20 protein-coding genes and 2 pseudogenes are annotated in these 22173 nt (G+C 58.7%); 10 read left to right on the top strand and 12 right to left on the bottom strand.

Annotation, left to right across the window (positions count from 1 at the left end; genetic code table 11):
- Positions 1 to 265 precede the first annotated feature (265 nt).
- A pseudogene (locus BAUR9175_RS18375) lies at positions 266 to 586 on the bottom strand (IS3 family transposase); the annotation flags it as partial.
- Positions 587 to 877: 291 nt separating this feature from the next.
- Between BAUR9175_RS18375 and BAUR9175_RS18370 the strand changes: the two are divergent.
- From BAUR9175_RS18370 to BAUR9175_RS18360, 3 genes are all read left to right on the top strand, one after another.
- Positions 878 to 2014 (top strand): YibE/F family protein, encoded by a 1137-nt coding sequence (locus tag BAUR9175_RS18370; protein ID WP_069599736.1) that lies wholly within the window; start codon positions 878 to 880, stop codon positions 2012 to 2014.
- Between the two features lie 674 nt (positions 2015 to 2688).
- Positions 2689 to 4230 carry a peptidoglycan recognition protein family protein gene (locus tag BAUR9175_RS18365; protein WP_009882351.1) on the top strand — a complete coding sequence of 514 codons (1542 nt, stop codon included), beginning with the start codon at positions 2689 to 2691 and terminating at the stop codon, positions 4228 to 4230.
- A 74-nt stretch (positions 4231 to 4304) separates the two neighbouring features.
- Positions 4305 to 4991 carry a metal-dependent transcriptional regulator gene (locus BAUR9175_RS18360; RefSeq protein ID WP_029416765.1) on the top strand — a complete coding sequence of 229 codons (687 nt, stop codon included), beginning with the start codon at positions 4305 to 4307 and terminating at the stop codon, positions 4989 to 4991.
- 18 nt (positions 4992 to 5009) lie between these two features.
- Here BAUR9175_RS18360 and BAUR9175_RS18355 read toward each other — a convergent pair whose 3' ends face one another.
- From BAUR9175_RS18355 to BAUR9175_RS18340, 4 genes are read right to left on the bottom strand one after another with little or no spacing between them, the layout of a single operon-like run.
- Positions 5010 to 5660 (bottom strand): metal-dependent transcriptional regulator, encoded by a 651-nt coding sequence (locus tag BAUR9175_RS18355; protein WP_069599735.1) that lies wholly within the window; start codon positions 5658 to 5660, stop codon positions 5010 to 5012.
- Complete coding sequence (locus tag BAUR9175_RS18350; protein ID WP_009882354.1) at positions 5657 to 6550, bottom strand: metal ABC transporter permease; 894 nt, start codon at positions 6548 to 6550, stop codon at positions 5657 to 5659. The genes BAUR9175_RS18355 and BAUR9175_RS18350 overlap by 4 nt, the downstream gene beginning before the upstream one ends.
- Positions 6547 to 7287 carry a metal ABC transporter ATP-binding protein gene (locus tag BAUR9175_RS18345; RefSeq protein ID WP_009882356.1) on the bottom strand — a complete coding sequence of 247 codons (741 nt, stop codon included), beginning with the start codon at positions 7285 to 7287 and terminating at the stop codon, positions 6547 to 6549. Before BAUR9175_RS18345 ends, BAUR9175_RS18350 begins: the two co-directional genes overlap by 4 nt.
- Entirely contained in the window at positions 7284 to 8207 is a 924-nt protein-coding gene (locus BAUR9175_RS18340; protein WP_009882358.1) for a metal ABC transporter substrate-binding protein, read from the bottom strand. The genes BAUR9175_RS18345 and BAUR9175_RS18340 overlap by 4 nt, the downstream gene beginning before the upstream one ends.
- Before the next feature lie 580 nt (positions 8208 to 8787).
- Between BAUR9175_RS18340 and nrdI the strand changes: the two genes are divergently transcribed.
- From nrdI to BAUR9175_RS18310, 5 genes are all read left to right on the top strand, one after another.
- Positions 8788 to 9237 carry a class Ib ribonucleoside-diphosphate reductase assembly flavoprotein NrdI gene (gene nrdI, locus BAUR9175_RS18330; protein WP_151505493.1) on the top strand — a complete coding sequence of 150 codons (450 nt, stop codon included), beginning with the start codon at positions 8788 to 8790 and terminating at the stop codon, positions 9235 to 9237.
- A complete protein-coding gene (gene nrdE, locus BAUR9175_RS18325; protein WP_069599732.1) occupies positions 9234 to 11390 on the top strand; it encodes a class 1b ribonucleoside-diphosphate reductase subunit alpha in 2157 nt (718 codons plus the stop codon). Before nrdI ends, nrdE begins: the two co-directional genes overlap by 4 nt.
- A gap of 30 nt (positions 11391 to 11420) precedes the next feature.
- A complete protein-coding gene (nrdF, locus tag BAUR9175_RS18320; protein WP_083248685.1) occupies positions 11421 to 12446 on the top strand; it encodes a class 1b ribonucleoside-diphosphate reductase subunit beta in 1026 nt (341 codons plus the stop codon).
- A 43-nt stretch (positions 12447 to 12489) separates the two neighbouring features.
- On the top strand, positions 12490 to 13062 hold the full coding sequence (locus BAUR9175_RS18315) for an NADPH-dependent FMN reductase (RefSeq protein WP_069599731.1): 573 nt from the start codon (positions 12490 to 12492) through the stop codon (positions 13060 to 13062).
- 198 nt (positions 13063 to 13260) lie between these two features.
- The gene (locus tag BAUR9175_RS18310; RefSeq protein WP_205676751.1) at positions 13261 to 14679 is read left to right on the top strand and encodes an alanine--tRNA ligase-related protein; all 1419 of its coding nucleotides are present in this window, start codon (positions 13261 to 13263) and stop codon (positions 14677 to 14679) included.
- 73 nt (positions 14680 to 14752) lie between these two features.
- On the opposite strand, the gene BAUR9175_RS20010 is transcribed toward BAUR9175_RS18310, so the two are convergent.
- Complete coding sequence (locus BAUR9175_RS20010; protein WP_096158426.1) at positions 14753 to 15229, bottom strand: integrase core domain-containing protein; 477 nt, start codon at positions 15227 to 15229, stop codon at positions 14753 to 14755.
- 163 nt (positions 15230 to 15392) lie between these two features.
- Between BAUR9175_RS20010 and BAUR9175_RS19560 the strand changes: the two genes are divergently transcribed.
- On the top strand, positions 15393 to 16070 hold the full coding sequence (locus BAUR9175_RS19560; protein WP_308298045.1) for an ATP-binding cassette domain-containing protein: 678 nt from the start codon (positions 15393 to 15395) through the stop codon (positions 16068 to 16070).
- Between the two features lie 14 nt (positions 16071 to 16084).
- A complete protein-coding gene (locus tag BAUR9175_RS19265) occupies positions 16085 to 16249 on the top strand; it encodes a helix-turn-helix domain-containing protein (protein ID WP_113717727.1) in 165 nt (54 codons plus the stop codon).
- Positions 16250 to 16754: 505 nt separating this feature from the next.
- On the opposite strand, the gene BAUR9175_RS18295 is transcribed toward BAUR9175_RS19265, so the two are convergent.
- The 6 genes and pseudogenes from BAUR9175_RS18295 to BAUR9175_RS18270 all read right to left on the bottom strand — a co-directional run.
- Positions 16755 to 18188: a PepSY-associated TM helix domain-containing protein gene (locus BAUR9175_RS18295; protein ID WP_069599729.1), complete on the bottom strand. Its 1434-nt coding sequence runs from the start codon at positions 18186 to 18188 to the stop codon at positions 16755 to 16757.
- A 22-nt stretch (positions 18189 to 18210) separates the two neighbouring features.
- Positions 18211 to 19431: a Dyp-type peroxidase gene (locus tag BAUR9175_RS18290; protein ID WP_069599728.1), complete on the bottom strand. Its 1221-nt coding sequence runs from the start codon at positions 19429 to 19431 to the stop codon at positions 18211 to 18213.
- Positions 19428 to 20000: a copper chaperone PCu(A)C gene (locus BAUR9175_RS18285; RefSeq protein ID WP_180959285.1), complete on the bottom strand. Its 573-nt coding sequence runs from the start codon at positions 19998 to 20000 to the stop codon at positions 19428 to 19430. The genes BAUR9175_RS18290 and BAUR9175_RS18285 overlap by 4 nt, the downstream gene beginning before the upstream one ends.
- A gap of 70 nt (positions 20001 to 20070) precedes the next feature.
- Positions 20071 to 20625 (bottom strand): copper resistance CopC family protein, encoded by a 555-nt coding sequence (locus BAUR9175_RS18280; RefSeq protein WP_083248683.1) that lies wholly within the window; start codon positions 20623 to 20625, stop codon positions 20071 to 20073.
- A gap of 250 nt (positions 20626 to 20875) precedes the next feature.
- Positions 20876 to 21193, bottom strand: coding sequence for a hypothetical protein (locus BAUR9175_RS18275; protein ID WP_125178027.1), 318 nt, complete (start codon positions 21191 to 21193; stop codon positions 20876 to 20878).
- Positions 21194 to 21664: 471 nt separating this feature from the next.
- Positions 21665 to 22045, bottom strand: a pseudogene (locus BAUR9175_RS18270) (transposase); the annotation flags it as partial.
- Between the last annotated feature and the right edge of the window lie 128 nt (positions 22046 to 22173).

Below are 22173 nucleotides of genomic sequence, written 5' to 3'. Positions count from 1 at the left end.
CTATAATCATGAACGGCCCCACGGATCCCTCGACGGATTAACACCATCGAGATGCTGGGAACGCTGGAGCGCAGAGAACCAATTAGCTATCGCATAGCCGCTGGACTGCTAACGGGGACCCAATCACTGTGAAGTCGGGCAGTGAGAGTTTCCAAAACCGAACGAGCTGCCTGTCTCAGAAACCAAAAGGTTTAAGAGATTTGAATCGCTCTGAGTTTGGTGGAGGCTCGTGTTAATTGATTTCCGACAGCCAGTCGGCCGCTGTTTAGTCAGCATGAAGCGCCTCCTCGAATTCCGCAGGCGGCACGTCGCTGAGATACCCGTTGAAGCGCTGAGTGTTGTACCAGTGCACCCACCCGAGGGTCACCAGTTCCAAATCCTCGACCGTGCACCAGGTACCGGATCTGGCAGGTTCACGGAAGAGTTCGGTCTTGCGCTAGACCTTGACCGTCTCGGCCAGGGCGTTGTCACTCGAATCCCCGACAGTCATGAGCGAGACAATCGCGCCGACATCCGCGAGGCGTTCACCGTAGCGAATGGAAGTGAATTGAGATCCTGAATCTCTGCGACACCGCAGACCCTCGTTTCCAAAAACCGGAGCTTTCAACGGACCCAGGGCGCTTCAGTCGGGCGCGAACGCACACGTTGCGACACTTCCTTCTTACCCCACTACCTCCGACCTCTTGAACCCATGATCTCGAGAATACGGGTCCTCGGCAGCAGAAAGGCAATTGGACACCGCCAAAACGCTGCCACTAGGGGCTGAGTGACGCATAGTTGAATCTCGACCGTATAGACTCCCCACAGTTACCGAATCTAGAACCGACTTAATCATCAACCGGAAATACTCAACTTTCCACTCTCGAGATACAAACACATGAAGACAGTTGTCACCCACCTCGACTATGGCACTCGCCTCGCAACTGCCGTTGTCTTAGTCGTCGCAGTCGCACTCGTACCCCTGGTCATCGCACTCTGGCCGCACCCGGACAAGTCCATGGCAGGAACCTACACAAGTGCGGTACTCAGCGACGTCACGTATTCAGATTGCGACAATGTCACCGACGACGTCCCCTGCGGCGAAGCAACCGGCACGCTCGACGACGACAAGCAAGTCGAGGTCATGCTCTTCCGCGACGCCTGGCTCTCGCATGTCACCGACAGTGACCGCGCCATTGTCTATGCCTCCGAAAGCCCCGACTCAGGCACCGTTTACACCTTCCATTCCCACGACCGCGGGATCAAACTCATAGCCTCTACCTTCATCATCATCGCACTCGTACTCCTCGTGGTCAGAGGCAAAGGAATCCGCGCGATCGCGTCGCTGCTCGCATCGGCGATCTTCATTTGGGCGTTCCTCATCGGCGGAATCGCTGCAGGTGGCTCTCCTCTGCTCTACACGACCATCAGCATCATCCTCGTTCTCACGGGCGTGCTCTTCTTCACCCACGGCCTGACGACGAAAACGCTCGCCGCATGGGGAGGAACCATGTGCGGAGCCGCCACCGCAATGGCCGCAGGGACACTCTTGTCAACCTGGTTGCGCCTAGGTCCTGCCGATGAATCGGCCTCCGCACTCACGTACACCAACCTCAACATCGACCTTTCGACACTCTCTTTGTCTGCGTTGCTCATCGCATTGATTGGAATCCTCAACGATATCGCTGCGGCGCAAGCCGCGACCGTTTTCTCTCACACCGCCCCAGACACACGGCCCCAATGGAAAGTGATAGTCCCGACTGCCCTTTCCGTTGGAAGGGACCACTCTGCCTCAGCGATCTACACCATCAGCTTCTCAGTCGTCGGAGCGGGCCTCGCCGCGTTCGTGCTCGCCCACACCTACAATCAGCCTTTATCGGCCTTCCTCCAGACCGACACCGTGTCCACGACACTGACCCAGATGCTGGCAGGTGTCATCGGGATTATCATCACCATGCCGGCAACAACAGTGTTCGCGCTTCTCCTATCCCGGATTCCTTCCACAGCTAGTTCGTCTCGGGGTCCGAAGCACTAATCGGCTCGCATTATAACGATCGTTGGCCCAAGAGCCAGCCAAGCTCGAGGCGAAACCCGTGATCGATCGAGCATGTCGCGACAATACCCATGAAGACCATGAACGCGGCCCCCGGCATCTGAAATCATTGAACAACTTCAACTCGGCGGCCCTCTTCAGTCGAGGTCACGCTCCGAGGCCGAAGACCGATCTCCAGTATCAAACTCGATAGCGCCCTCAACGAATCTCGTCGACACCATCCCACCCAGCACTCATGAACGAACCCCTCGGCTATGCGAAGGACACTGCATGATTCACCTCAGGCCGTTGAAGTGAAGATCCAGCGGGATTGAGCCCATCAACTCCATACTCCCCCAACGCAGCACCAGTAAACCTAAATCGCTGAGCTTGTTGATCGACGCATTCGCTTCCCATCTCGTCACTGAGATAGCCACGCACTCACAACTACCTAGGCTGCATGGGTGGAATAGTCGATTCGATCGAACTGCGCTCGGCAGTGCTTGGTCCTTATCTCCTAAATACGTCTGTCGATGTCGTGCGACACTGACGTGACGCTTGACTGCGCACCGTAGCGCACTGTTCCTCGACCGTGTTATCACCTGAACATAGACTTTTGTTCGTCCAGCCGATACCCTGAACATGCCTTTCACGAACTTCCCCCGAGAAGGACATTCATGCATACGAAGCTACTCACACTTTCGGCAGCCGGATCCCTGGCGTTGGCGGTGAACATCGGCCTTCCACCCGCCTCCGCGTCGCTGCACTCCGGCGATCCTGAAGTCTCTGAGTCTCCGCTGTCTGGAATCAGCGCAACCGGGGCACTTTCGGCAGGGGCCAGGGACGCATCGTCGACGACGAGGTCAGTCACGCGGACGAAGACCACATCCCTGCCGCCGTTGCTGCGCGCTCCGCAGAGCCTTCGTGATACTTCGGCTCATTTCACCAGCGCCGTTGTCGCTCATGCACAGGACCAAGCCGTGACGAGCCCATCGTCGACCGAGAGCCCTCATGTGTCCAATGATCGTAAGGATGGGGACCTTGCAGCGCCAACGGGATCAGGTGCCGCTGAAACTACGGACGGAATCACGATTTCGGCATTGTCCGATGTCATCGATCTGCCGTCAGCGTCACCGAATGTCGTAGGAATCGCATTCGACGACGACGTTCGGGTCGAGTTCGAGATCAGAACTCACACGAATGGCCGCTGGTCCGGGTGGCAGCACCTGCATGCTTCGGATGCCGGGGAGGGCTCGCGCGGCACGGACCCCTACTACACCACTGATACAGACAGTATTCAGGTGCGTGTTCTCGGTGACGGCGGCAGTCCAGCCGATGCCAAGGTCGTCAGTGTCGCTTCGAAGAGGCACCCCGGCGATTCAGAACTGGTGGCAGAGAATGCGCCCAAGAGTTCGGAATCGGTTGATCGGGAGGTGTCGCAGCATGCCCACTCAATTGACCACGCCTCGGTACCACCTTGCACACGGACGGGCGGATGCACCTGTCCACTATGCGCAGCATCGGCGGCCAACGTGGCGAAGAACTCTGTTGTCCAGCCCGAAGTCGCTACCCGTAAAGACTGGGGTGCGAGCGAGAAACTGGTACGAAATTCTCCCACGATCGCGGACTCAGTCTCCGCCGCAGTGATCCATCACACCGATGGCAACAACGACTATGCCGCAGAGGATGTGCCTGCGATTCTACGAGGGATCCAGTCGTTTCACATCACGGGTCGAGGGTGGTCGGACATCGGCTACAACATGCTCGTCGACAAATACGGAAGACTCTGGGAGGGGCGCGCAGGCGGGGTAAAGAAGGCCGTAGTCGGCGCTCACGCCGCCGGGTACAACACAGGATCGTTCGGCATTTCCGTGCTCGGCGACTATGACAAGAAGGCACCGCCCCAACGCACTCTTGATGCGGTCGCGGAGGTGGTCGGGTGGAAGCTGTCCTTGAGCGGGGTGAAAGCGGGTGGCTCGACATCACTAGCCGGGGAGGAGATGAAAGCGATTGTCGGACATCGCGACGTTGGCCAAACAAGCTGTCCCGGCGACGGGTTCTACGCCAAATTCGACTCGATCCGTCAGGCCGCCGATGACTACCAAACTGGGAAGAAGGCGGGCGCGGGCGAAGAGGATGAGAACAAGGACGAATCTGACAGACAGCCTGACCTTGTCCCCGGCGTCATCGATAGCAACGCTCGTGATGCACGAACCTGAACGCAAAAACTGTGAAGAACCCAAGCAAACGGGCTGACGATCGGACGGATAGAACAGTTTGGTAATCTTCGACCATGTCCGTCACTGAACTCTCTGACAGCGCCCAAAACTATCTGAAAGCACTTTGGAGTTTGGGCGAGTGGTCTGATGCTCCCGTCACGACCACCGCGCTTGCCCAGAAGGTTGGGGTCAGGCAGTCAACGACATCCGACGCGATTCGCAAACTCTCGGACGAGGGGCTCGTCGCGCACACGCCGTACGGGTCAATTGCTCTGACGGCACAAGGTCGAGTCTATGCCCTTGCGATGGTCCGTCGTCACCGCCTCATCGAGACCTTCCTCGTCGAGGTCCTCGGATACACCTGGGACCAGGTGCATAACGAAGCCGAGACCCTCGAACATGCGGTGTCAGACTTCATGGTCGACCGTATCGCCGAACATCTCGACCACCCCGATCGCGACCCTCACGGAGACCCCATTCCAGCTGCAGACGGAACCATTGATCGCCCGGCTGCGATCCCATTGACACACGTCGGAACGGGAAGCCGAGTCCGTGTCGAGCGGATTTCGGATTCCGATCCCAACCTTTTGCAGTTTCTGGCTGAGTACGGCATTCATGTCGGATCGTATTTCAGCACCGAAGCCGGTCCTCCATTCTCTGATTCTATTGTAATTCACCTTGAGGGAGGCAATGGAGCTGGCGTGACGCTCGGGCGCACGGCCAGCGACGCCATGTGGGTATCCCCGTGCTCTGCTGCGTGAGTTGTCGTAAGAACGGCGCTACTGAATTGTTGAAGTTGCGTAGACATACTCGGAGGCATCGTCGCTGAGGACTACAACGTTATCGTCTGGCTCCAATGTGAGACTGCTCTGGCCATCAGGGTGTTTCTCGAGGGTGATGTGGGTGCCCGGAAGGATGTTCTTCCGCTCCAGTTCGAAGAGTAGATGCTCAGGGGCGCGTCCAATTCTCGAAACTTGAAGTAGGTGAGCAGTCGGGAGAGCGGCGAGAGGTTCGCCGTCTCCCGGTCGCAGATCGTCTACCTTTGTTGGTATTCGGTTGCCATAGGGATCGAGCTCGGGGCTGCAGGCAAGAGCAGCCATCGTCTCCACGACATCGGAGCTCAGTGCCATTGCCATCACCGATGCCTCTTTCAATACGCGGTGCCATGGAACACTGAGAATCGTAAAGAGGTGGCAGCGGCAAATTCTTTCTGCGCGCACAGCCGACAGCGCCCTGCACGCGCCGGCGTCGGTCAATGAAAGTGGCCCATAATGCTCCTGCCTGACCAAATTGTGACTGGCGAGGACTCGAAGGTACTGAGTCACTGCAGGCCGACTGCGTTGCAGAGTCTCGGCAAGCTGGGCCCGGGTCATGGACTTGTTTTTCGACTCCTCCAGCTCCCAGAGACCGCGGAGGTACTCGTCGATCACGGAACTTGAGCCTCTGCCGAGTGCCGCTTCCACTGGTCGTTGGTCCGGCGATGTTGCCGCGACTTGGCGATCAGCCCGTGGCTGGGGCTGAACAGGTAAACACCGGTGAAGACGACACCTTGGACAAGCACAACTAGACCGCCAGATGAGGCATCCAACCAGTAACTCAGGTAGATCCCTAGCACCGAGGACAACGCCGACATGATGGGCGCGATGAGGAGCATTCGATTGAATCTATCGGTGAGAAGGTGGGCGGTCGCTCCTGGAATGATGAGCATCGCCACGACCAGGATGACACCGACAACCTGAAGTGCTACCACTGTCGTCAGAGCAAGGAGTGCAAGCAGCAGCGCTCCGAGAACCCGCGGCGACAGGCCGATTGCGTAAGCGTGAGTCGGATCAAATGCGTACAGAGTCAGGTCGCGGCGCTTGGCAATCAGGACGGCGAACGCGATGACAGCAAGCAGCGCAATCTGTCGAAGGTCCGAAGTCGAAACGCCGAGGATGTTGCCGAAGATGATGTGATTGAGGTCGGTGTGACTCGGCGTCGTCGAGATCAGCACTAGCCCCAGGGCAAACAGGGTCGTAAAGACGATGCCGATGGCAGCGTCTTCCTTGATCCGACTAGTTCCTCGAAGAATGCCGATCGCTGCGACTGCGATGAATCCGAAAACCAGCGCACCGGCGGCGAAGGGGATCCCTGCGATGTAGGCAATGACGACCCCGGGAAGAACTGCGTGCGAAACAGCGTCACCCATCAGAGACCAGCCGACCAGGATCAGCCAGCACGATAAGAGTGCGCAGACGATTGCAGCGAGCACTGTGGTGGTCAGTGCTCTGATCATGAATTCGTAGTGGAGTGGTTCGATGACGAGACTGTAGAGGTTCATTCGGATTCTTCTGCCCTTCGAATGTCGAGACCAAATGCCAGTGAGAGGTTCTCGGGGCGCAGAGCATCGGCGACAGGACCTTGAAAGAGGATTGACTGCAGCAAAAGGATTGCCTCATCAGCCAGTTGTGGCAGAGCATGCAGATCGTGAGTGGAGATGAGCACGCAGTGCCCCTCATCGGCGAGTTCACGCAGCAGTTGAACGATGGTCGATTCGCTGCTCTTATCTACCCCAGCGAAGGGTTCATCAAGCAATAGCACGTTGGCTCCTTGCGCAAGTCCACGAGCGACAAATGTGCGTTTCTTCTGCCCACCAGACAACTGTCCGATCTGTCGAGAACCGAAGGTCTGGAGCCCGACGCGTTCTAGTGCCTGTTCGACCACTTGACGATCCGCCGACGTGGGCTTTCGAGTGAATCCTTGATACGCGTAGCGGCCCATCATGACGACATCGCGGACGCTGACGGGGAACGTCCAGTCAACATCCTCACTTTGTGGCACGTATCCCAGCAAGCCTTCTTTCCGTGCTTGCGTCGGTGTCCTGCCGTTGATCGATACGGTGCCTTGAACCGGGCGGGTCAGTCCCATGATCGTTTTGAACAGAGTGGACTTCCCCGACCCGTTCATTCCGATCAGACCTGTCACGGAACCGAACTCCACTCCGAGACTGACATCCTCCAGTGCCCTGACGTCGCCGTATTGCACTGTGACACCGTCAGCACGGATTGCTGAAGTCACTTGTTCCCACCCGTCAGAGCTTCAGTGATGGTGTCAGCGTCGTGCTTAATGAGCTCAAGGTATGTTGGCACAGGTCCGTCCGCTTCTGAAAGCGAGTCGACATACAGTGTCCCGCCAAACTCCGCGCCGGTGGCGTCAACGACTTGTCGCATTGGTTTGTCCGAGACGGTGGACTCACAGAATACTGCGGGAACGTCATTGTGCTTGACGAACTCGATAGTGGAGGAAATCTGCTGCGGGGTTGCCTCCTGCTCCGCATTCACAGGCCAGATGTAGCGCTCGTCGAGATCCGCGTCCCGGGCGAGGTAGGAGAAAGCGCCCTCACACGTGACGAGGGCTCGTTCTTTGTCTGGCAGTGTCGACAGCTCACCGACAAGGTCATCCTGAACGGTTTGAAGTTCGTCTTTGTACGACTCTCCATTGGACTGAAAGTCGGCGGCGTGATCTGGATCCAGCTCGCTGAAAGCATCGACCATGTTGTCGACATAGATTTGGACGTTGACAGGGCTCATCCATGCGTGGGGATTCGGCTTGCCCGCATAGGCGTCCTCGGAAATGTCGATTGGTTCGACACCCTCGGAAACGACTTCATGCGGGGCGTCGGTCTGTTCGACGAATTGCTCGAACCATGCCTCCAGATTCAGCCCATTGTCAAGAATCAAGTCGGCTTCTGACGCCTTGGCCACATCCTTGGGAGTGGGTTCATATCCATGGATCTCGGCACCGACTTTGGTGATCGATTCCACCTCCAGGTGTTCGCCGGCTACGTTGTCGGCAATATCGGCAAGGACGGTGAACGTCGTCAACACCTGAGGCTTACCTTCGGTCGACGACGACTCCGCGTTCCCAGCACCGCAACTTGTCAGGGCTAGCGCCGACGCAGAGATCAGAGCGAGTTTCGACTTCAAATTGATTTGCATTCCCATCACTCATTTCTCGATTCATGTTCTCAAAAGCTCAGACTGCGACAGAGTGGGCTTTCAGCGTTTATATGACGGACTTCAAATCGCGCAGTATCGCAACCGGCGCCGGCGGCCCCGTTCATCGATACCTGAGAGTAGGTGGAGGTTCCGCCCGGTGTGCGGCTTCTATGAAGTGGTCGATGTCCTCCGAGCGTGCGCTCCTGAGAAACAGGGACGTCAGACGAAAGAGGTATCCGAGCATCCGCTCGACGTCTGAGCACGTTCTCACTACTTCAAGAGCGCCATCGGTGTTGCCAGCGCGAAGTTCCTCGAACACGGTGATCGCTTCGATCCAGGTGCCCTGCGGTTGTGCACTCTCGTTCATCATCAATCCTTTCGGTTGGGGCGCCGGACACCGAGTCGCGCTTGAAGTTCGGTACGCCGAATCTATAGTATTGGTGTACCGAATTACAAAAAGCACGGCGGGGAAACCTCAGAAGCCTCAACTGAGGTACGCGCAGAAGGCTTGGCAAAAAGAGTTTCTAGTTCTAGGAGGGCTGTAGTGGTGCATGGACCGCGGCCACAGACGACCTATCCGATCCGAGAGCTGCACGAGGGTGAATCGCCGGACCTGGTGTATTTCTCCAGCGTCTCGGAGAACACCCGTCGATTCGTCGATAAGCTCGACCGTCCTGCCGTACGCATACCGTTGCGCCCACGCTTGGAGGGCATGATTCGAGTGGCATGCCCCTTCGTCTTGGTCGTGCCGACTTACGGCGGCGGGGAACAGGCGGGTGCGGTTCCGAAGCAGGTGATCGCCTTCCTGAACGACCCGGACAACCGCGCTCTGCTGCGCGGGGTGATCACCGCGGGGAACACGAACTTCGGCGAGCATTACTGCCTGGCCGGGCCCATCATCTCGCGCAAGTGCCGCGTGCCCGAGCTCTACCGCTTCGAGCTGCTGGGCACACAGCGCGACATCGAAACCGTCAACAACGGCCTGGACCGCTTCTGGGACCAGGCCAACAACGAGAGGACAACCGCATGACCACCATCGCCTCAGAGGTTCCCGTGCGCACCGGCATCGGAGAGCGGAAAGACTACCACGCGCTCAATGCCGAACTGAACCTGTTCGCCCCCGACGGCTCGATCCAGTTCGACAAGGACCGTCAGGCCGCCGCCGAGTACCTCCGCCAGCATGTGGTCCCGAACACCAAGGTCTTCTCCTCGGCGGCCGAGCGCCTGGAGTGGCTAGTGGACCACGATTACTACGAGTCCGAATTCCTGGAAGCCTACACCCCGGAATTTCTATGCGCACTGCACGAGCGCGCCCATTCCGTGGGCCACCAGTTCGCCACTTTCTTGGGAGCCTTCAAATTCTTCACCTCGTATGCTCTGAAAACCTTCGACGGCACCACCTATCTCGAAGGGTTCGAAGAACGGGTGGTCGCTACCGCGCTCTACCTCGGTCAGGGCGACGAGCAACTGGCCACCGGGCTGGTCGACGAGATGCTCTCCGGTCGCTTCCAGCCCGCGACGCCGACGTTCCTCAACGCGGGGAAAGCCCAGCGCGGCGAACTGGTCTCCTGCTTCCTACTGCGCGTGGAAGACAACTTAGAGTCCATCGGTCGCAGCGTAAACTCCGCCTTGCAACTGTCCAAGCGCGGCGGGGGCGTGGCGCTGTTGCTGTCGAACCTGCGTGAGGTCGCTGCTCCGATCAAACGAATCGAGAACCAAGCCTCCGGCGTGGTGCCGGTGATGAAGATCCTCGAGGACTCGTTCTCCTACGCCAACCAGCTTGGCGCTAGGCAGGGCGCAGGCGCGGTCTACCTGCACGCCCACCACCCCGACATTCTTCGCTTCCTCGACACTAAGCGCGAGAACGCCGACGAGAAGATCCGCATCAAGACCCTCTCCCTGGGAGTCGTCATCCCTGATGTGACCTTCCAACTGGCCAAGGATAACCGGGACATGCACCTCTTCAGCCCCTACGACGTGCAGCGCGAATACGGTACGCCGTTGTCAGACCTGTCGGTGAGCGACCACTATGACGAGCTCGTGGCGAACCCGCGGATTCGAAAGAACGCGGTCAGCGCCCGAGAGTTCTTCAAGACCCTCGCCGAGCTCCAATTCGAGTCCGGATACCCCTACGTGCTCTTCGAAGACACCGTCAACCGTGCCAATCCGCTGGCAGGTCACATCAACATGTCCAACCTCTGCTCCGAGATCCTGCAGACCAACACGCCTTCGACCTACGACTCCGCTATCGGGTACCAGGAAATCGGCCAAGACATCTCCTGCAACCTCGGCTCACTCAACATCGCTCAGGCCATGAACTCCTCGAACCTGGGGTCGACCGTGGAAACCGCGGTGCGGGCACTGACCAGTGTCTCCGACCAGACTAACGTCGATGCCGTCCCGTCCGTGGCGAACGGGAACGAGACCAGCCACGCAATCGGACTGGGCCAGATGAACCTGCACGGCTACCTCGCCTCCCAGCGCATCCACTACGGCAGCGAAGAAGGCATTGACTTCACTGACATCTACTTCCTTACCATCACCTATCACGCGATCCGCGCATCGAATCAAATCGCGATTGAGCGCGGTAAGACCTTCGCCGGCTTCGAGGACTCGACCTACGCCGACGGCTCCTACTTCGACAAATACACCCAACATGACTGGCTGCCCGCCACTCAGCGGGTGCGCGAACTATTCGCAGACGCAGGCGTGACCATCCCTTCCCGCGAGGACTGGGTACGGCTGCGCGAGTCGGTGAAACAGCACGGAATCTACAACGCCTACCTGCAGGCCGTCCCGCCCACCGGTTCGATCTCGTATGTGAACAACGCGACCGCTTCGATCCACCCGGTCACGGCGAAGATCGAGATCCGCAAGGAGGGCAAGCTCGGCCGCGTCTACTACCCGGCCCCGCACATGAGTGATGACAACGTCGGCTTCTATCAAGACGCCTACGAGATCGGCTACGAGAAGATCATCGACACCTACGCCGCAGCAACCCGACACGTCGACCAGGGGCTCTCGCTCACCCTGTTCTTCCGCGACACTGCCACGACTCGCGACATCAACCGCGCTCAGATCTACGCGTGGCGCAAAGGCATCAAAACCCTCTACTACATCCGACTGCGCCAACCAGCACTCGAAGGTACCGAGATCGAGAACTGCGTCTCCTGCACACTCTGACCCAATCCAGCCCATACCTAAGGAACCCGCATGACGACCACTAACCCCACCTGCCCGCTCTCCGAGACCTCGGTTACCCCGCCCAAATACCGCCACGACCCATTGGCCAGGCTGCGACCGATCAATTGGAACCGCGTCGGCGACGAGAAAGACCTCGAGGTATGGAACCGGCTCACCGCGAACTTCTGGCTACCCGAGAAGGTGCCACTGTCCAACGACATCCCCGCCTGGCAGAGGCTCACCGAGAAGGAACGAACTCTCACTATGCGTGTCTTCACCGGGCTGACGATGCTTGACACGGTGCAAGCCACAGTCGGGGAGATCTGTCAGATCCAGGATGCTCGCACCGAACACGAAGAGGCCGTCTACACCAACATCGCGTTCATGCAGTCGGTGCACGCCCGGTCCTACTCTTCGGTGTTCTCCACCCTGACGAGCACTCCGGAGATCGACGACGCCTACCGGTGGGCCGTAAACAACGACCTGCTTCAGCAGCGGTGCAAAAAGGTACTGAAACACTACTACGGCAACGACCCGCTCAAACGGAAGGTCTCCTCTACTCTGCTGTCCTCGCTGCTGCTCTACGCAGGATTCTACCTGCCATTGCATTTCTCCGTGCACGCCACACTGACCAACACCGCAGACATGATCCGCCTCATCCTGCGGGATAAGGCCGTGCACGGCTACTACTCCGGCTACAAATATCAGCGAGGCATCGAGAATCAGGCATCTGAACGGCAGAACGAGATGCACGAGTTCACCTACGAGCTGCTTGAAGACCTCTACGAGCTAGAGCTCGCCTACTCAGGTGAACTGTACGAGCCGCTGGGGCTGATGGACGACGTGGCAGTGTTCGTACGCTACAACGCGAACAAGGCACTGATGAACCTCGGCTACCCTGCACGTTTCAGCCCGGGAGAGACCGAAGTCAATCCGGAAATCCTCGCCGCACTGGCACCAGGTGCTGATGAGAACCACGACTTCTTCTCCGGGTCCGGTTCCTCCTACGTCATCGGCAAGGGCGAAGACACCAGCGACGCCGACTGGGACTTCTGACTTTTGTCGCCCGACCATCCTCATCAACTATGAAAGGCCCCTTATGACCAAGAACATCTCCGTGATCATCGGCAGTCTGCGCCGCGGTTCCTACGCTCGCAAGATCGCCCACCAGGTCATCAGGTACTTCCCTGACGGCTACAACGTGCAGATCGTCGAAATCCGCGACCTGCCGCTCTACGACTTCGACTATGACGACCCCGACGTCTCCGACAAACCAACCCCAGAGGCGTACACGCACTTCAGGGAGACTATTAAAGCCTCCGACGGCGTGTTATTCGTAACCGCTGAGAACAACCGCACTATCCCAGCCTGCCTGAAGAACGCAATCGACATCGGCTCTAAGCCCAACAGTGACGTCGCGTGGAAGAACCTCCCGGCCGGGATCATCAGCCATTCCGTGGGCCGCATGGGCGGCTACAGTTCGCAGAAGAACCTCCGCCTGGCCCTGTCCTACTTCGACATGCCTACCCCTGGCCAACCGGAAGTGTTTCTCGGCCAGTCGCCGAGCTTGTTTGATGAGGACGGGGCTATCGCTGCTGAGACGACTGTGGAGTTCCTCCAGAACTACGTGCAACGGTTCACCGAGCTCGTTTACGCCCACCCGCGCGGGTGAAGGTAGATTCTGGCTCTGACGAGCTGGTACTCTCCACCGCCGTTGAAGACCTTTGTAGCCAGGAGGCCGTCGATAGTCCTCGCCACTCGTCGGGCCGGATCTGTCCCGGTAGTGGCGGTCCCGAACTTGATCGCACGGCGGGCAGAACCTTTCGGTCCGAGCAATTGCCTATTCACCTACTTCAGGAAGCGATCACCTATGCCTTTGCGCGCACAGCATATCCGCACTGCTTTCCTTGACTACTACCAGGGACGCGGTCATACCGTCATTCCACGCAGTGGCCTCGTGGCGGAAGAAGATGGCACCACCTTGTTTACCGGCAGCGGCATGCAACCGTTAATGCCATACCTACTGGGTGAGCCGCACCCTTCGGGTCTGCGGCTGGCGAACTGCCAACCAGCAGTACGGGCACAGGACATGGTTGAAGTCGGCGACAATCGACACACTTCGTTCTTCGAAATGCTAGGGAATTGGAGCCTCGGTGACTACTTCAAAGAGCAGCAGATCCGCTGGTTCTTCGATTTCTTGACCCGCATTGTCGGGTTGGATCCCCACCGTTTGTATGTCACCGTGTTCGGCGGCGATGTTTCGGCACGTGTCCCACGTGACGAGGAAGCGGCGCAGATCTGGAAGCAAGTGTTCGCCGACGCCGGAATTGAAGCCCAGGTCGCGGTGATCGGGACCCAATCCGACGGGGACGCCCGTGGCATCAGTCCCGGGGAACGCATCTTCTTCTATGGCGACGAGGAAAACTGGTGGAGCCGAGGTAAGGGGCTGGCTGGCACTCCGGTTGGGGACCCTTGTGGGCCCGACAGTGAAGTATTCTTCGACTTCGGCCCTGAGCACCACGACCCGACCCATGGTCTGCCACATCCGGCTAGCGAAAGTGGTCGATTCATGGAGATCGGGAACCAGGTGTTTATGCAATATCAACGCCAACCCGACGGCACCTTCACCCAGCTGACTCACCGCAATGTCGACTTTGGTGGCGGCTTGGAAAGGATCACTGCGGCTGCGAACGACGACCCGGACATATTCCAAATCAGTGCCCTTCGCCCTATCATCGAACACTTGGAGAAGCTCAGCGGCCGCTCATACCGGGACGCGACAGTTGGCATGCGTGTGATTGCCGACCACCTGCGTGCAGCAGTGTTCATGATCGTGGCCGGGGTGCGGCCGGCGAACAAAGAACGCGGGTATGTGCTGCGCCGACTGGTACGTCGGGCGATCCGGTATGGGCAGGCAATCGGAATTCAAAAGCTCTTTCTGCCCACCACAGTTTCGGTAATCACCGTCCTCTACAATGACAACTATCCGGAACTAGACACGCAGCACAAGACGATCATGACGGTTTTGGAGAAGGAAGAACGCGTGTTCCTGCGCACGCTTCGCAAGGGCTTGGAAGAACTCCACCGACGAGGCCCAACGGGGATGACTGGGAAGGATATCTTCACCTTGTATGACACGTTCGGGTTCCCCACCGAACTCGCGGTGGAGGAAGTACTCCATTCTGGTTACAGCCTCTGTCCGCAATGGAGGGACACCTTTGACCGATATATGCAGCAACAGCGCGCTCGGTCCCGAACAACCGTTTCGCGCAAAGGCCCCGTCCAATGACTGACCTCAGGTTGGCGGTTGAACGATTGACGAAACTTTAGGCTCTCAAGCACCGGGTTTGATGGAGAGTTCTCTAATCATCGGCTCGTGCACGAGCTACGCAGCCCGCGGCAGCGCACTGAAAAAGTCTGATCGGAACGCAGAGGGAGTCGCTACACCAAGTGCTCCGGTGAGGCCGGTACGTGTTGAACCAGTGCACCCGCTCCGCCGCGGCGAGCTCGACATCATCAATGCCTTTCCAGGCACCCTTGTTCCGGATGAGTTCGGCCTTATAGAGTGTGTTCAGCGTTTCGGTGAGGGCATTATCGTATGAATCGACTTTAGACCCGACAGAAGCGACGGCGTCTTGCCCAGCTAGGGCCTCGCCATATCGGATTGCGCGATACTGGGCGGTCCCAATGGTGCACCAGCCCGAACAGGTCGCCACCTGCACGTTTGCGCTGATAGATTCCCATCTGCAAAGCGTCGAGGGCCAACTCGGTTTGTAGCGACCGCGATACCTGCCAGCCGACGATCTCGCGGTTGAACACGTCGGCGACGAACGCGACATGGAATTGCTGACGGTTTAGTTGACTCCGGGGTTTACGCCGCCAGAGCGACAGCCTTGTGGTGAACAAGCGCGTATTCAACCGGAGTCAGTTTACCCAAACGCCGATGACGACCTCGCTCGAGAGGGACTGCACGGGTCGGTCAGCACCGTCAGTCTCCCACGGGTGTCCGCACAGGGGCCAAGCGTCAAGCCAAGAGGCGTAGCATCCCGCGTCGACGAGCCCGACTACGTCGATTGGTCTCTCGTTCTTCAAAGTATTCGCTGCCGTCTCGGTGGTCGAACGGTGCTCGATATCGACCGTGTTACCTTCCCTGCTGGGAGGGTGAGTGCGATCCGAGGCGTCAAAGGTGCCGGAAAATCGACACTGGCCCGAATTATCGCAGGCCTGCAGGCCTGCGGAGGCACTGTGTCAATGGGCGATCGATCACTGAGTCGGAAAAGAAGACTACGGCAGAGCGCGATCGTCATGCAGGACGTTCAACGACAGTTATTCACTGAAAGTGTGATGGCTGAGATCGAACTCGCGGACACTGGCGCAACCAACGCCCCTGATCTTCGCGAAGTACTCAGTGCTCTCGGCCTCACCGACCTCTCCCAACGCCACCCGCTCGCGCTCTCCGGGGGTCAACAACAGCGCCTGGTCGTCGCCGCCTGTGTTGCTGGCCGCCGCATTGTCGTCTTCGGCGAACCCAGCTCCGGCGTCGACCGTCGCCACCTTACTTCCATCGCCGAGGAGATCCGCGCAGTCGCCGCCGGTGCGGTGGTCCTGCTCATCAGCGACGATGAGTACCGGCTCGCCCTGGCCGCTGATGCCGAACTCACGTTATGTGCGCTCGATTGACTGACGATGGTGACATGGATCTGGTGCCGGCCACGAGGATCGATCTTGAGGCCTATCTTGCCGTGGTGAAAAACGGAAGCATCGGGGCCGCTGCGCAGGAGCTTTGCTTTTCCGGAGCTTCGGTGCCGGCGCGGATCGGCGTGCGTGAAGTGGTCAGTCACTATGCCACTTGCCGATAAATTTCGTGAACACGTTGGCCATACCCCGATCGATCGATGCTTTAACCAGTCCCATGGCAGAAACGCGCGGATATCTTGGTCAGATCCTCGTCGGCGCTCTTGCAGCTGTGTTGGGAACAGGGATCGTCGCTGGGGTTGTGGCGCTCAGTAGGGCACTGCTGTGGATCGAATTCCACCATGTTCCGCATTTCTTTGTTTCTGGAACCAGAAACACTGGCGCTCCAGCCTTTAAATCACCCTCAACCTTGTGTGTGGGTCAAAATCGATCGATCTTGACCGACAACGAATCGTACTCTTATTGCCTGCAAGATGCTTCGATGAGCGGCGGTCTATTGGCAGCGCTCATTCGCGACCATGAACCACCGCGCGCAGAGATTAACTCTCCCGTTTCACCCTCTGTTCGATTTCGCTGTTGTGCATTCGAGTGTGAAACAGTAAACAGTTGTTTGACTCTGATCTTCGCCAGGGCGACAGCAACGCTATCGCCCTGGCGAATACCAGCTTCCTATTTTTTGCTTCGCGCGCGCCACCCTAGGATCAGGTCTACAAGGATGAAGCCGATCAAGCTGACGCCGAGCACGGGCAGGAACCACGCCACGAACCCAGCAACCGCTACCACCGAGACGATTCCCCACCAGGGTGACCGTCGCAGCACGCCACGAGCCGGGGTCACCCCGAACTTGCGGTTGGTGTCGTGTTTGGGCCGGCGCTGCCACCACATCACATAACCCCACACCACCATGCACGCGATCCCTGAAGCCAGGGCAAAGAGAACAAGCTGGTTGGGCAGCCCGAACATGTTGCCCATGTGCGTGTCGATTCCCCACCGGGTGAGTTTCGCCCCGATGTTGAAGTCCTTGAAGTCGGTGCGATCGACAACCTCCATGGTGGTACCGTTGACCGCGACCGAGTCAACCTCGGTGGGGAAGCTGCGCTGAATCTCACTAACGACCCACGCCGAGTTCTCATCCTCGGGTGGCTTGATCTCCACGAGCCCGGTGTTGACATTGACATCCTGCGCGACCGAGAGCACAGAATCGAACGTTGCCGGATTCGGCCCATCCCCAACTGGTTCCGCTGGTGCTCCCCCACCATGATGGTGGGCATGTTCACCACCAGCAGGTGCGGAACCGTCGAGTGATGTGCTCACGGCCGGGGTCGTCCAGTCGATGGCTGTCTGGATCTTATTGACGCTCTCACCGCCGTATTGGGACCAGGTGATACCGGTCGCAGACAGGAACAGCATCCCGATCGCAGCCCACACACCGACAGAGGCATGCCAGGAGAACGTGCGGCGTAGGCCCTTGCGTTTGAAGCTCGGGTGGAGCATCTCCTTCGCCTTTCGCGTTTTCACTGCCCGCATCACCCATAGTCCGAGACCGGCCACGGCGATGATGCCCAACCAGGAAGCGGCGAGCTCACTGTAGAGACGACCCACATCGCCGAGGTGGAGACTGCGATGGAGCTGATCAAGCCACGTTCGCAGTGGCAAGGCTCCACTGGTGCCGTAGACAGTGAGATCTCCTCGGACTTCCGCGGTTGCCGGGTCGATGAAGATCGCTCGGCTCTCGCTTTCTCCAAGGGAGTCATCGGCATACATCACCCGCGTCGTGTCGCCTTCTTTCGGGGCCGGTCTCACTGCGGACAGTGTCGCGCCACCGCCGATGAATGCATTGGCTGCGTCAATCTGCTCGGCCAACGGAAGATACGTGTCGGCCTTCGGGGCGTAGAGTTCGTGTGCGTAAACGGCCTTCTCGATCTGGGGGCTGACCGCGTACAGGGCGCCACTGATCGCAGCGATGAGAATGAACGGTCCAACGAAGATACCGGCGTAGAAGTGCAGTCGTCTGAGGAACTGCCCGAACCACCCCCGGTGAGGTGGCGGTGAGGTCGGTGGAGACGATGGAGATTCAGCTGGTTCTGTGGTCAAGATAGTCATGTAATAGTCCTTTGAAAATCAGTCAGTCGAAGAGGGTGTCGCCGATGAATCCGTTCTCGTCACACCCGGGTGGAATGGCGAAGACGGCGGATCCGATCGGGGTCGTCCATTCGTTGAGAAGGTCGAGTTCGTCGAGGCGTTGCTGGATCGGAACGAACTGTGCAGTGGCATCGGCCTGGTAGGAGACGAACAGAAGCCCCGAGTTCGAGATCTTCCCGGGCTCCGGAGCGTCGTCGTAGTTGTAGGCGCGACGATGGATCCGTTGGGACCGATCCGGGGTTCTCGCCCTGGCCATATGGGAGAACTCGGGAATCACCGGGAAACCAACCGGGGTCAGAGCTGTGAAGTCAGGTTCGTCATGCTCGTTGACTCCCGTCAGCGGGGCACCATTCGCGAGATTGCGCCCTACTGACTGCTCCCGTCCAGGCCGGTCCAAGCGATCCCATTTGTCCAGATTCATCGCGATCCGTCGAATAACCATGCTGGTCCCACCAGTCATCCACCCATCCCGATTCCACACAAGTTCCTTGAAATCAGTGTCATCAGGTTGCGGGTTGACCGTTCCATCGACCTGCCCGAAGAGGTTACGCATCGTCGTCCCCGACTTCTCCGAACCCTGGGCGCGGCGAAACCCTCGTTGCACCCAACGCACGTCCGCACTGGAGCGGGTGTCCTTGAGAAGCATCCGCACAGCATGGGCAATGGTGAAAGGGTCATCAGCGTTGAACTGGAGTAACAAATCACCGTCACACCACCGGTCCTCAAGCTGGTCGATCCCGAATTCCGGTAACGAGCCCAACCATTCCGGCAGGGCCGCATCCCCAGCGACTCGGGCGACGAGATTCGGGCCGAATCCGAAGGTGACCGTCATCCGGGCCGGCACGGTTCCCAGTTCCGGTTCCGAATCGGCTAACGCTGGAACCCCTTGAGTCAGGCGCGCAGCGTCGTCGGTGATGGTCTTGAGCATCCGCGCCAGATCCTTCTTGGCCACGCCCTTCTTCAAGTTCAGTGCCACATACGTAGCATGGGCTTGAGGTTCTACGGTGATGCCGGACTGGTGGGCTCCGTAGAAGGGGATGCGGACCTCACCGTTAAGTGATGGTGATTCGTCTGTTCCGCTTGCTCGTGCCCGCCTGCTGGCGTAGTCGGCGCCGAGGGCGGCCAGACCGCCGGCCCCGGCAACGCCTCCCCCGATGAGGAGGCGTCGCCTAGACCAACCCGCACCCGGTTCAGCAGGAGTCATTTGCTCCCACCACTGTGGTCCATGTCTTCCATATCGTGTCCCTCGTGCTCACCGGCCTCGTCATCACCCGATTCGTAGTTCTCGTTCGCGCCCTCATAGTCCTTCACGGGCGCACTGAACTCGAGTGTCGAATCATCGGAGAACGTCAGGGTGAACTCCACCTCGTCACCTGCTTTAATCGGGTCGGTGAGGTCCATGAGCATGATGTGGTTCCCACCAGGTTCCAGTGCCAATGATTGGCCGGCAGTGATGGTGAATCCGTTCTCCTTTTCCCGCATCACCATCTCGCCGGATTCGTTCTCCACGGTTTCGTGGAGTTCAAGCGCGGTCGAGGCCTGGGATTCGGCCGAGACAACCGTCGCATCCGTCGATCCGGTGTTCTCGATGCTGCCGAAAGCCGCGGACATGCCATCGTCGGCGGCTTTGACCCACGCATCGGTAACCTCGACAGAGTCAGCGACAGGAGCAGACGTCTCCGTCGATTCAGCCTCGGCACCGCCACCGCAAGCGGAGAGGAGAAGGAGAGACGTTGAGACGATAGCGGTAGAAATCAGGGTGTGTTTACGCACGGTAGTGCCTTTCAAAGAGTAAAAGAAGTGGTCACGCAACGGTCAGTCGAGCGTTGCTGAAAACGGCTGATCAGTCGTTATGTCGCTGTTTCCTGGTGCGAGTGACGAAAGCGAAGATCCCGAAGGCCAACCCCATGCCGATGACCGCCACGAGAACGGGCCGCACCCAGGAGGGGAAGCTCGGCGCGTTGTCTGCACCCTCGGAGGCAGGTTGAGCGCTTTGACTCGGGGCCGAAGACTCAGCCGAGGTGTCTTCCGCGGAGGCCTTTGGGGCGTCGCCGACGGTGAATGGCACGACACCACTGATGGGGTGACCATCCGACGACACCACCCGCCAGGCCAGCGAATAGGCTGCGTCGGGCAGGTCCTCACTGATACCAGCGACAACACGAGTTCCCTCGAACTTCGCCTCATCGACCGAGTACTGCTTCCCGGCCGAATCGGTCAGGCGCAACTCAGCACCCATGGTCATCACTTCAGCGGAGTACTCGAGCGTCACCTCATCGGGTGAGGCATCGAGTTCTTCACTAGCGGTTGGGGTGCTGCTGATGAGCTGGTCGTGAGCGGCAGCTGGCCCTGATGGGACCCAGTGGATCGCCATGGCAGCGAAAACGGCAATGAGCAAGCAACCAATCACGGTCGTCGTGAAAATGGTACGAGTAGGACGAATCACGGGAGGACCTTCCAAGACAGAAACGATCTGATCGTGAGAAAGCTCCGAACCCACGTCTATACAACTCACATATACCAGGACGCGCCCCGTCAACCGAGACTCTTGGACACCAACAATCGAGTTTGGTGGCTGCAAGAGCACCGGGATAACGGTGAGGAAGAATCGCCCGCAAAATCAGCGGGAAGAAGTGAAAGTAGTGGGTTCAGAGCGCGAACACGGGCGGACCACGCCTGAGGACAGGTGAACGGTCGACGTTTTGAGAACCAACCACACGGGGCTGTGCGCACGCCCGGTCTACCCGAGCGATACCGGTGAAAACGACAGGGATCGATACTATGGCGACGATCAGTGACCAGATGAGACTGATGAGTTGGTTGATGTTTGCCAGGATTGTTTCGAATCGGTAGATCACGGCGATCGTGAGCATGGCTGCCAGTAGGTGTGAGGCCAGCATCGTCGGTGATGTCAGCGAGTGGTCCATGCCCGCGTGGCCGGATGGCATCATCGCGGAATCAGGCATGGAGTGCATCATATGGTGGCCTGAAGCCAGCGAATCGGCTGCGATCGACGACGGTTCTTGGCGCATATTTGGTCCGTGGCCGAGGACTGAGAACATCCAGTGAAACATTGCCTGGCTGGCTATGACCGACGCTGAAAGTCTCCACAATGAGAGGGACGATCGAGCTAGGAGCACGCACACGAATACGGACAAGGCAATGACGACCGTCATGCCGAAAACGTTTGGTGCCGACCCGCCGGCGATGATGTGGGATGCCAGAGCGGTAAACGATGCGAAGACGGCGGCACCAACACCCCTGAGGGTGCGTGTGCGTCTCGCATTCATCGACATGCCAGTATCTTCCCAGATTCACGGGTCCGCGGCCAGTTGGCGTGATCCGATAATTGTTCAGAAGCAGACCACCCTCCGATCGAGGCGCCGGAAACGAAGGTGCTGCGGCAGCTCGGTCTCGCCCACCCGTTACATTCATTGTCAAGCAGCAACTGGGGTCTTCGCTTCATAGAAGGACCCGGCCTTGACCATAGCGAACATTACATTCAGCCGGCGACGAGCCAGGCACATCACCGCAGCATCATGCCGCTTCCCCTCAGCCCGTTTCCGCTCGTAATACGCCTTCGATAACGGATCATGACACGACGCCACCCACGCTGAGTGGAACAGTGCGTTTGTCAACCGTTTGTTACCCGCCCTTGATGGGAACTCGCCCCGAATCGAAGTCCCCGACCGCCGCGTCACCGGCGCGACCCCGGCATACGCCGCCAAATGCCCGGCAGTCTTGAACGCAGAGAAATCACCGGCTGCCAGGAGGATCTGGGACGCGGTCTTAACGCCGACTCCCGGCATAGACGTTAAGCCTTGATCCACCGATGCGAGTAGCCGGATCAAGCCGCGCGTGAAATGGAAATGCCCCTTCTGAACTGGGAAAATGATGATGTTCGAAGTCAACATTCCCGTTCAAGAAAGGGGCACCTCTCAGGTGC

The organism is Brevibacterium aurantiacum (genome assembly GCF_900169065.1).
Classification (GTDB): domain Bacteria; phylum Actinomycetota; class Actinomycetes; order Actinomycetales; family Brevibacteriaceae; genus Brevibacterium; species Brevibacterium aurantiacum.
Note: the sequence above shows the minus strand (reverse complement) of the source record. Positions and strands in the feature narration are given on the sequence as shown.

Coding starts and splice junctions, on each gene's coding strand:
- BAUR9175_RS18350 (WP_009882354.1), bottom strand. CDS start 6,550: ATGAACCTCTACAGTCTCGTCATCGAACCACTCCACTACGAATTCATG.
- BAUR9175_RS18310 (WP_205676751.1), top strand. CDS start 13,261: ATGCCTTTGCGCGCACAGCATATCCGCACTGCTTTCCTTGACTACTAC.
- BAUR9175_RS18315 (WP_069599731.1), top strand. CDS start 12,490: ATGACCAAGAACATCTCCGTGATCATCGGCAGTCTGCGCCGCGGTTCC.
- nrdF (WP_083248685.1), top strand. CDS start 11,421: ATGACGACCACTAACCCCACCTGCCCGCTCTCCGAGACCTCGGTTACC.
- BAUR9175_RS18290 (WP_069599728.1), bottom strand. CDS start 19,431: ATGACTCCTGCTGAACCGGGTGCGGGTTGGTCTAGGCGACGCCTCCTC.
- BAUR9175_RS18275 (WP_125178027.1), bottom strand. CDS start 21,193: ATGCCTGATTCCGCGATGATGCCATCCGGCCACGCGGGCATGGACCAC.
- BAUR9175_RS18365 (WP_009882351.1), top strand. CDS start 2,689: ATGCATACGAAGCTACTCACACTTTCGGCAGCCGGATCCCTGGCGTTG.
- BAUR9175_RS20010 (WP_096158426.1), bottom strand. CDS start 15,229: ATGTCGCGTTCGTCGCCGACGTGTTCAACCGCGAGATCGTCGGCTGGC.
- BAUR9175_RS18295 (WP_069599729.1), bottom strand. CDS start 18,188: ATGACTATCTTGACCACAGAACCAGCTGAATCTCCATCGTCTCCACCG.
- nrdE (WP_069599732.1), top strand. CDS start 9,234: ATGACCACCATCGCCTCAGAGGTTCCCGTGCGCACCGGCATCGGAGAG.
- BAUR9175_RS18370 (WP_069599736.1), top strand. CDS start 878: ATGAAGACAGTTGTCACCCACCTCGACTATGGCACTCGCCTCGCAACT.
- BAUR9175_RS19265 (WP_113717727.1), top strand. CDS start 16,085: ATGGATCTGGTGCCGGCCACGAGGATCGATCTTGAGGCCTATCTTGCC.
- BAUR9175_RS18340 (WP_009882358.1), bottom strand. CDS start 8,207: ATGCAAATCAATTTGAAGTCGAAACTCGCTCTGATCTCTGCGTCGGCG.
- BAUR9175_RS18360 (WP_029416765.1), top strand. CDS start 4,305: ATGTCCGTCACTGAACTCTCTGACAGCGCCCAAAACTATCTGAAAGCA.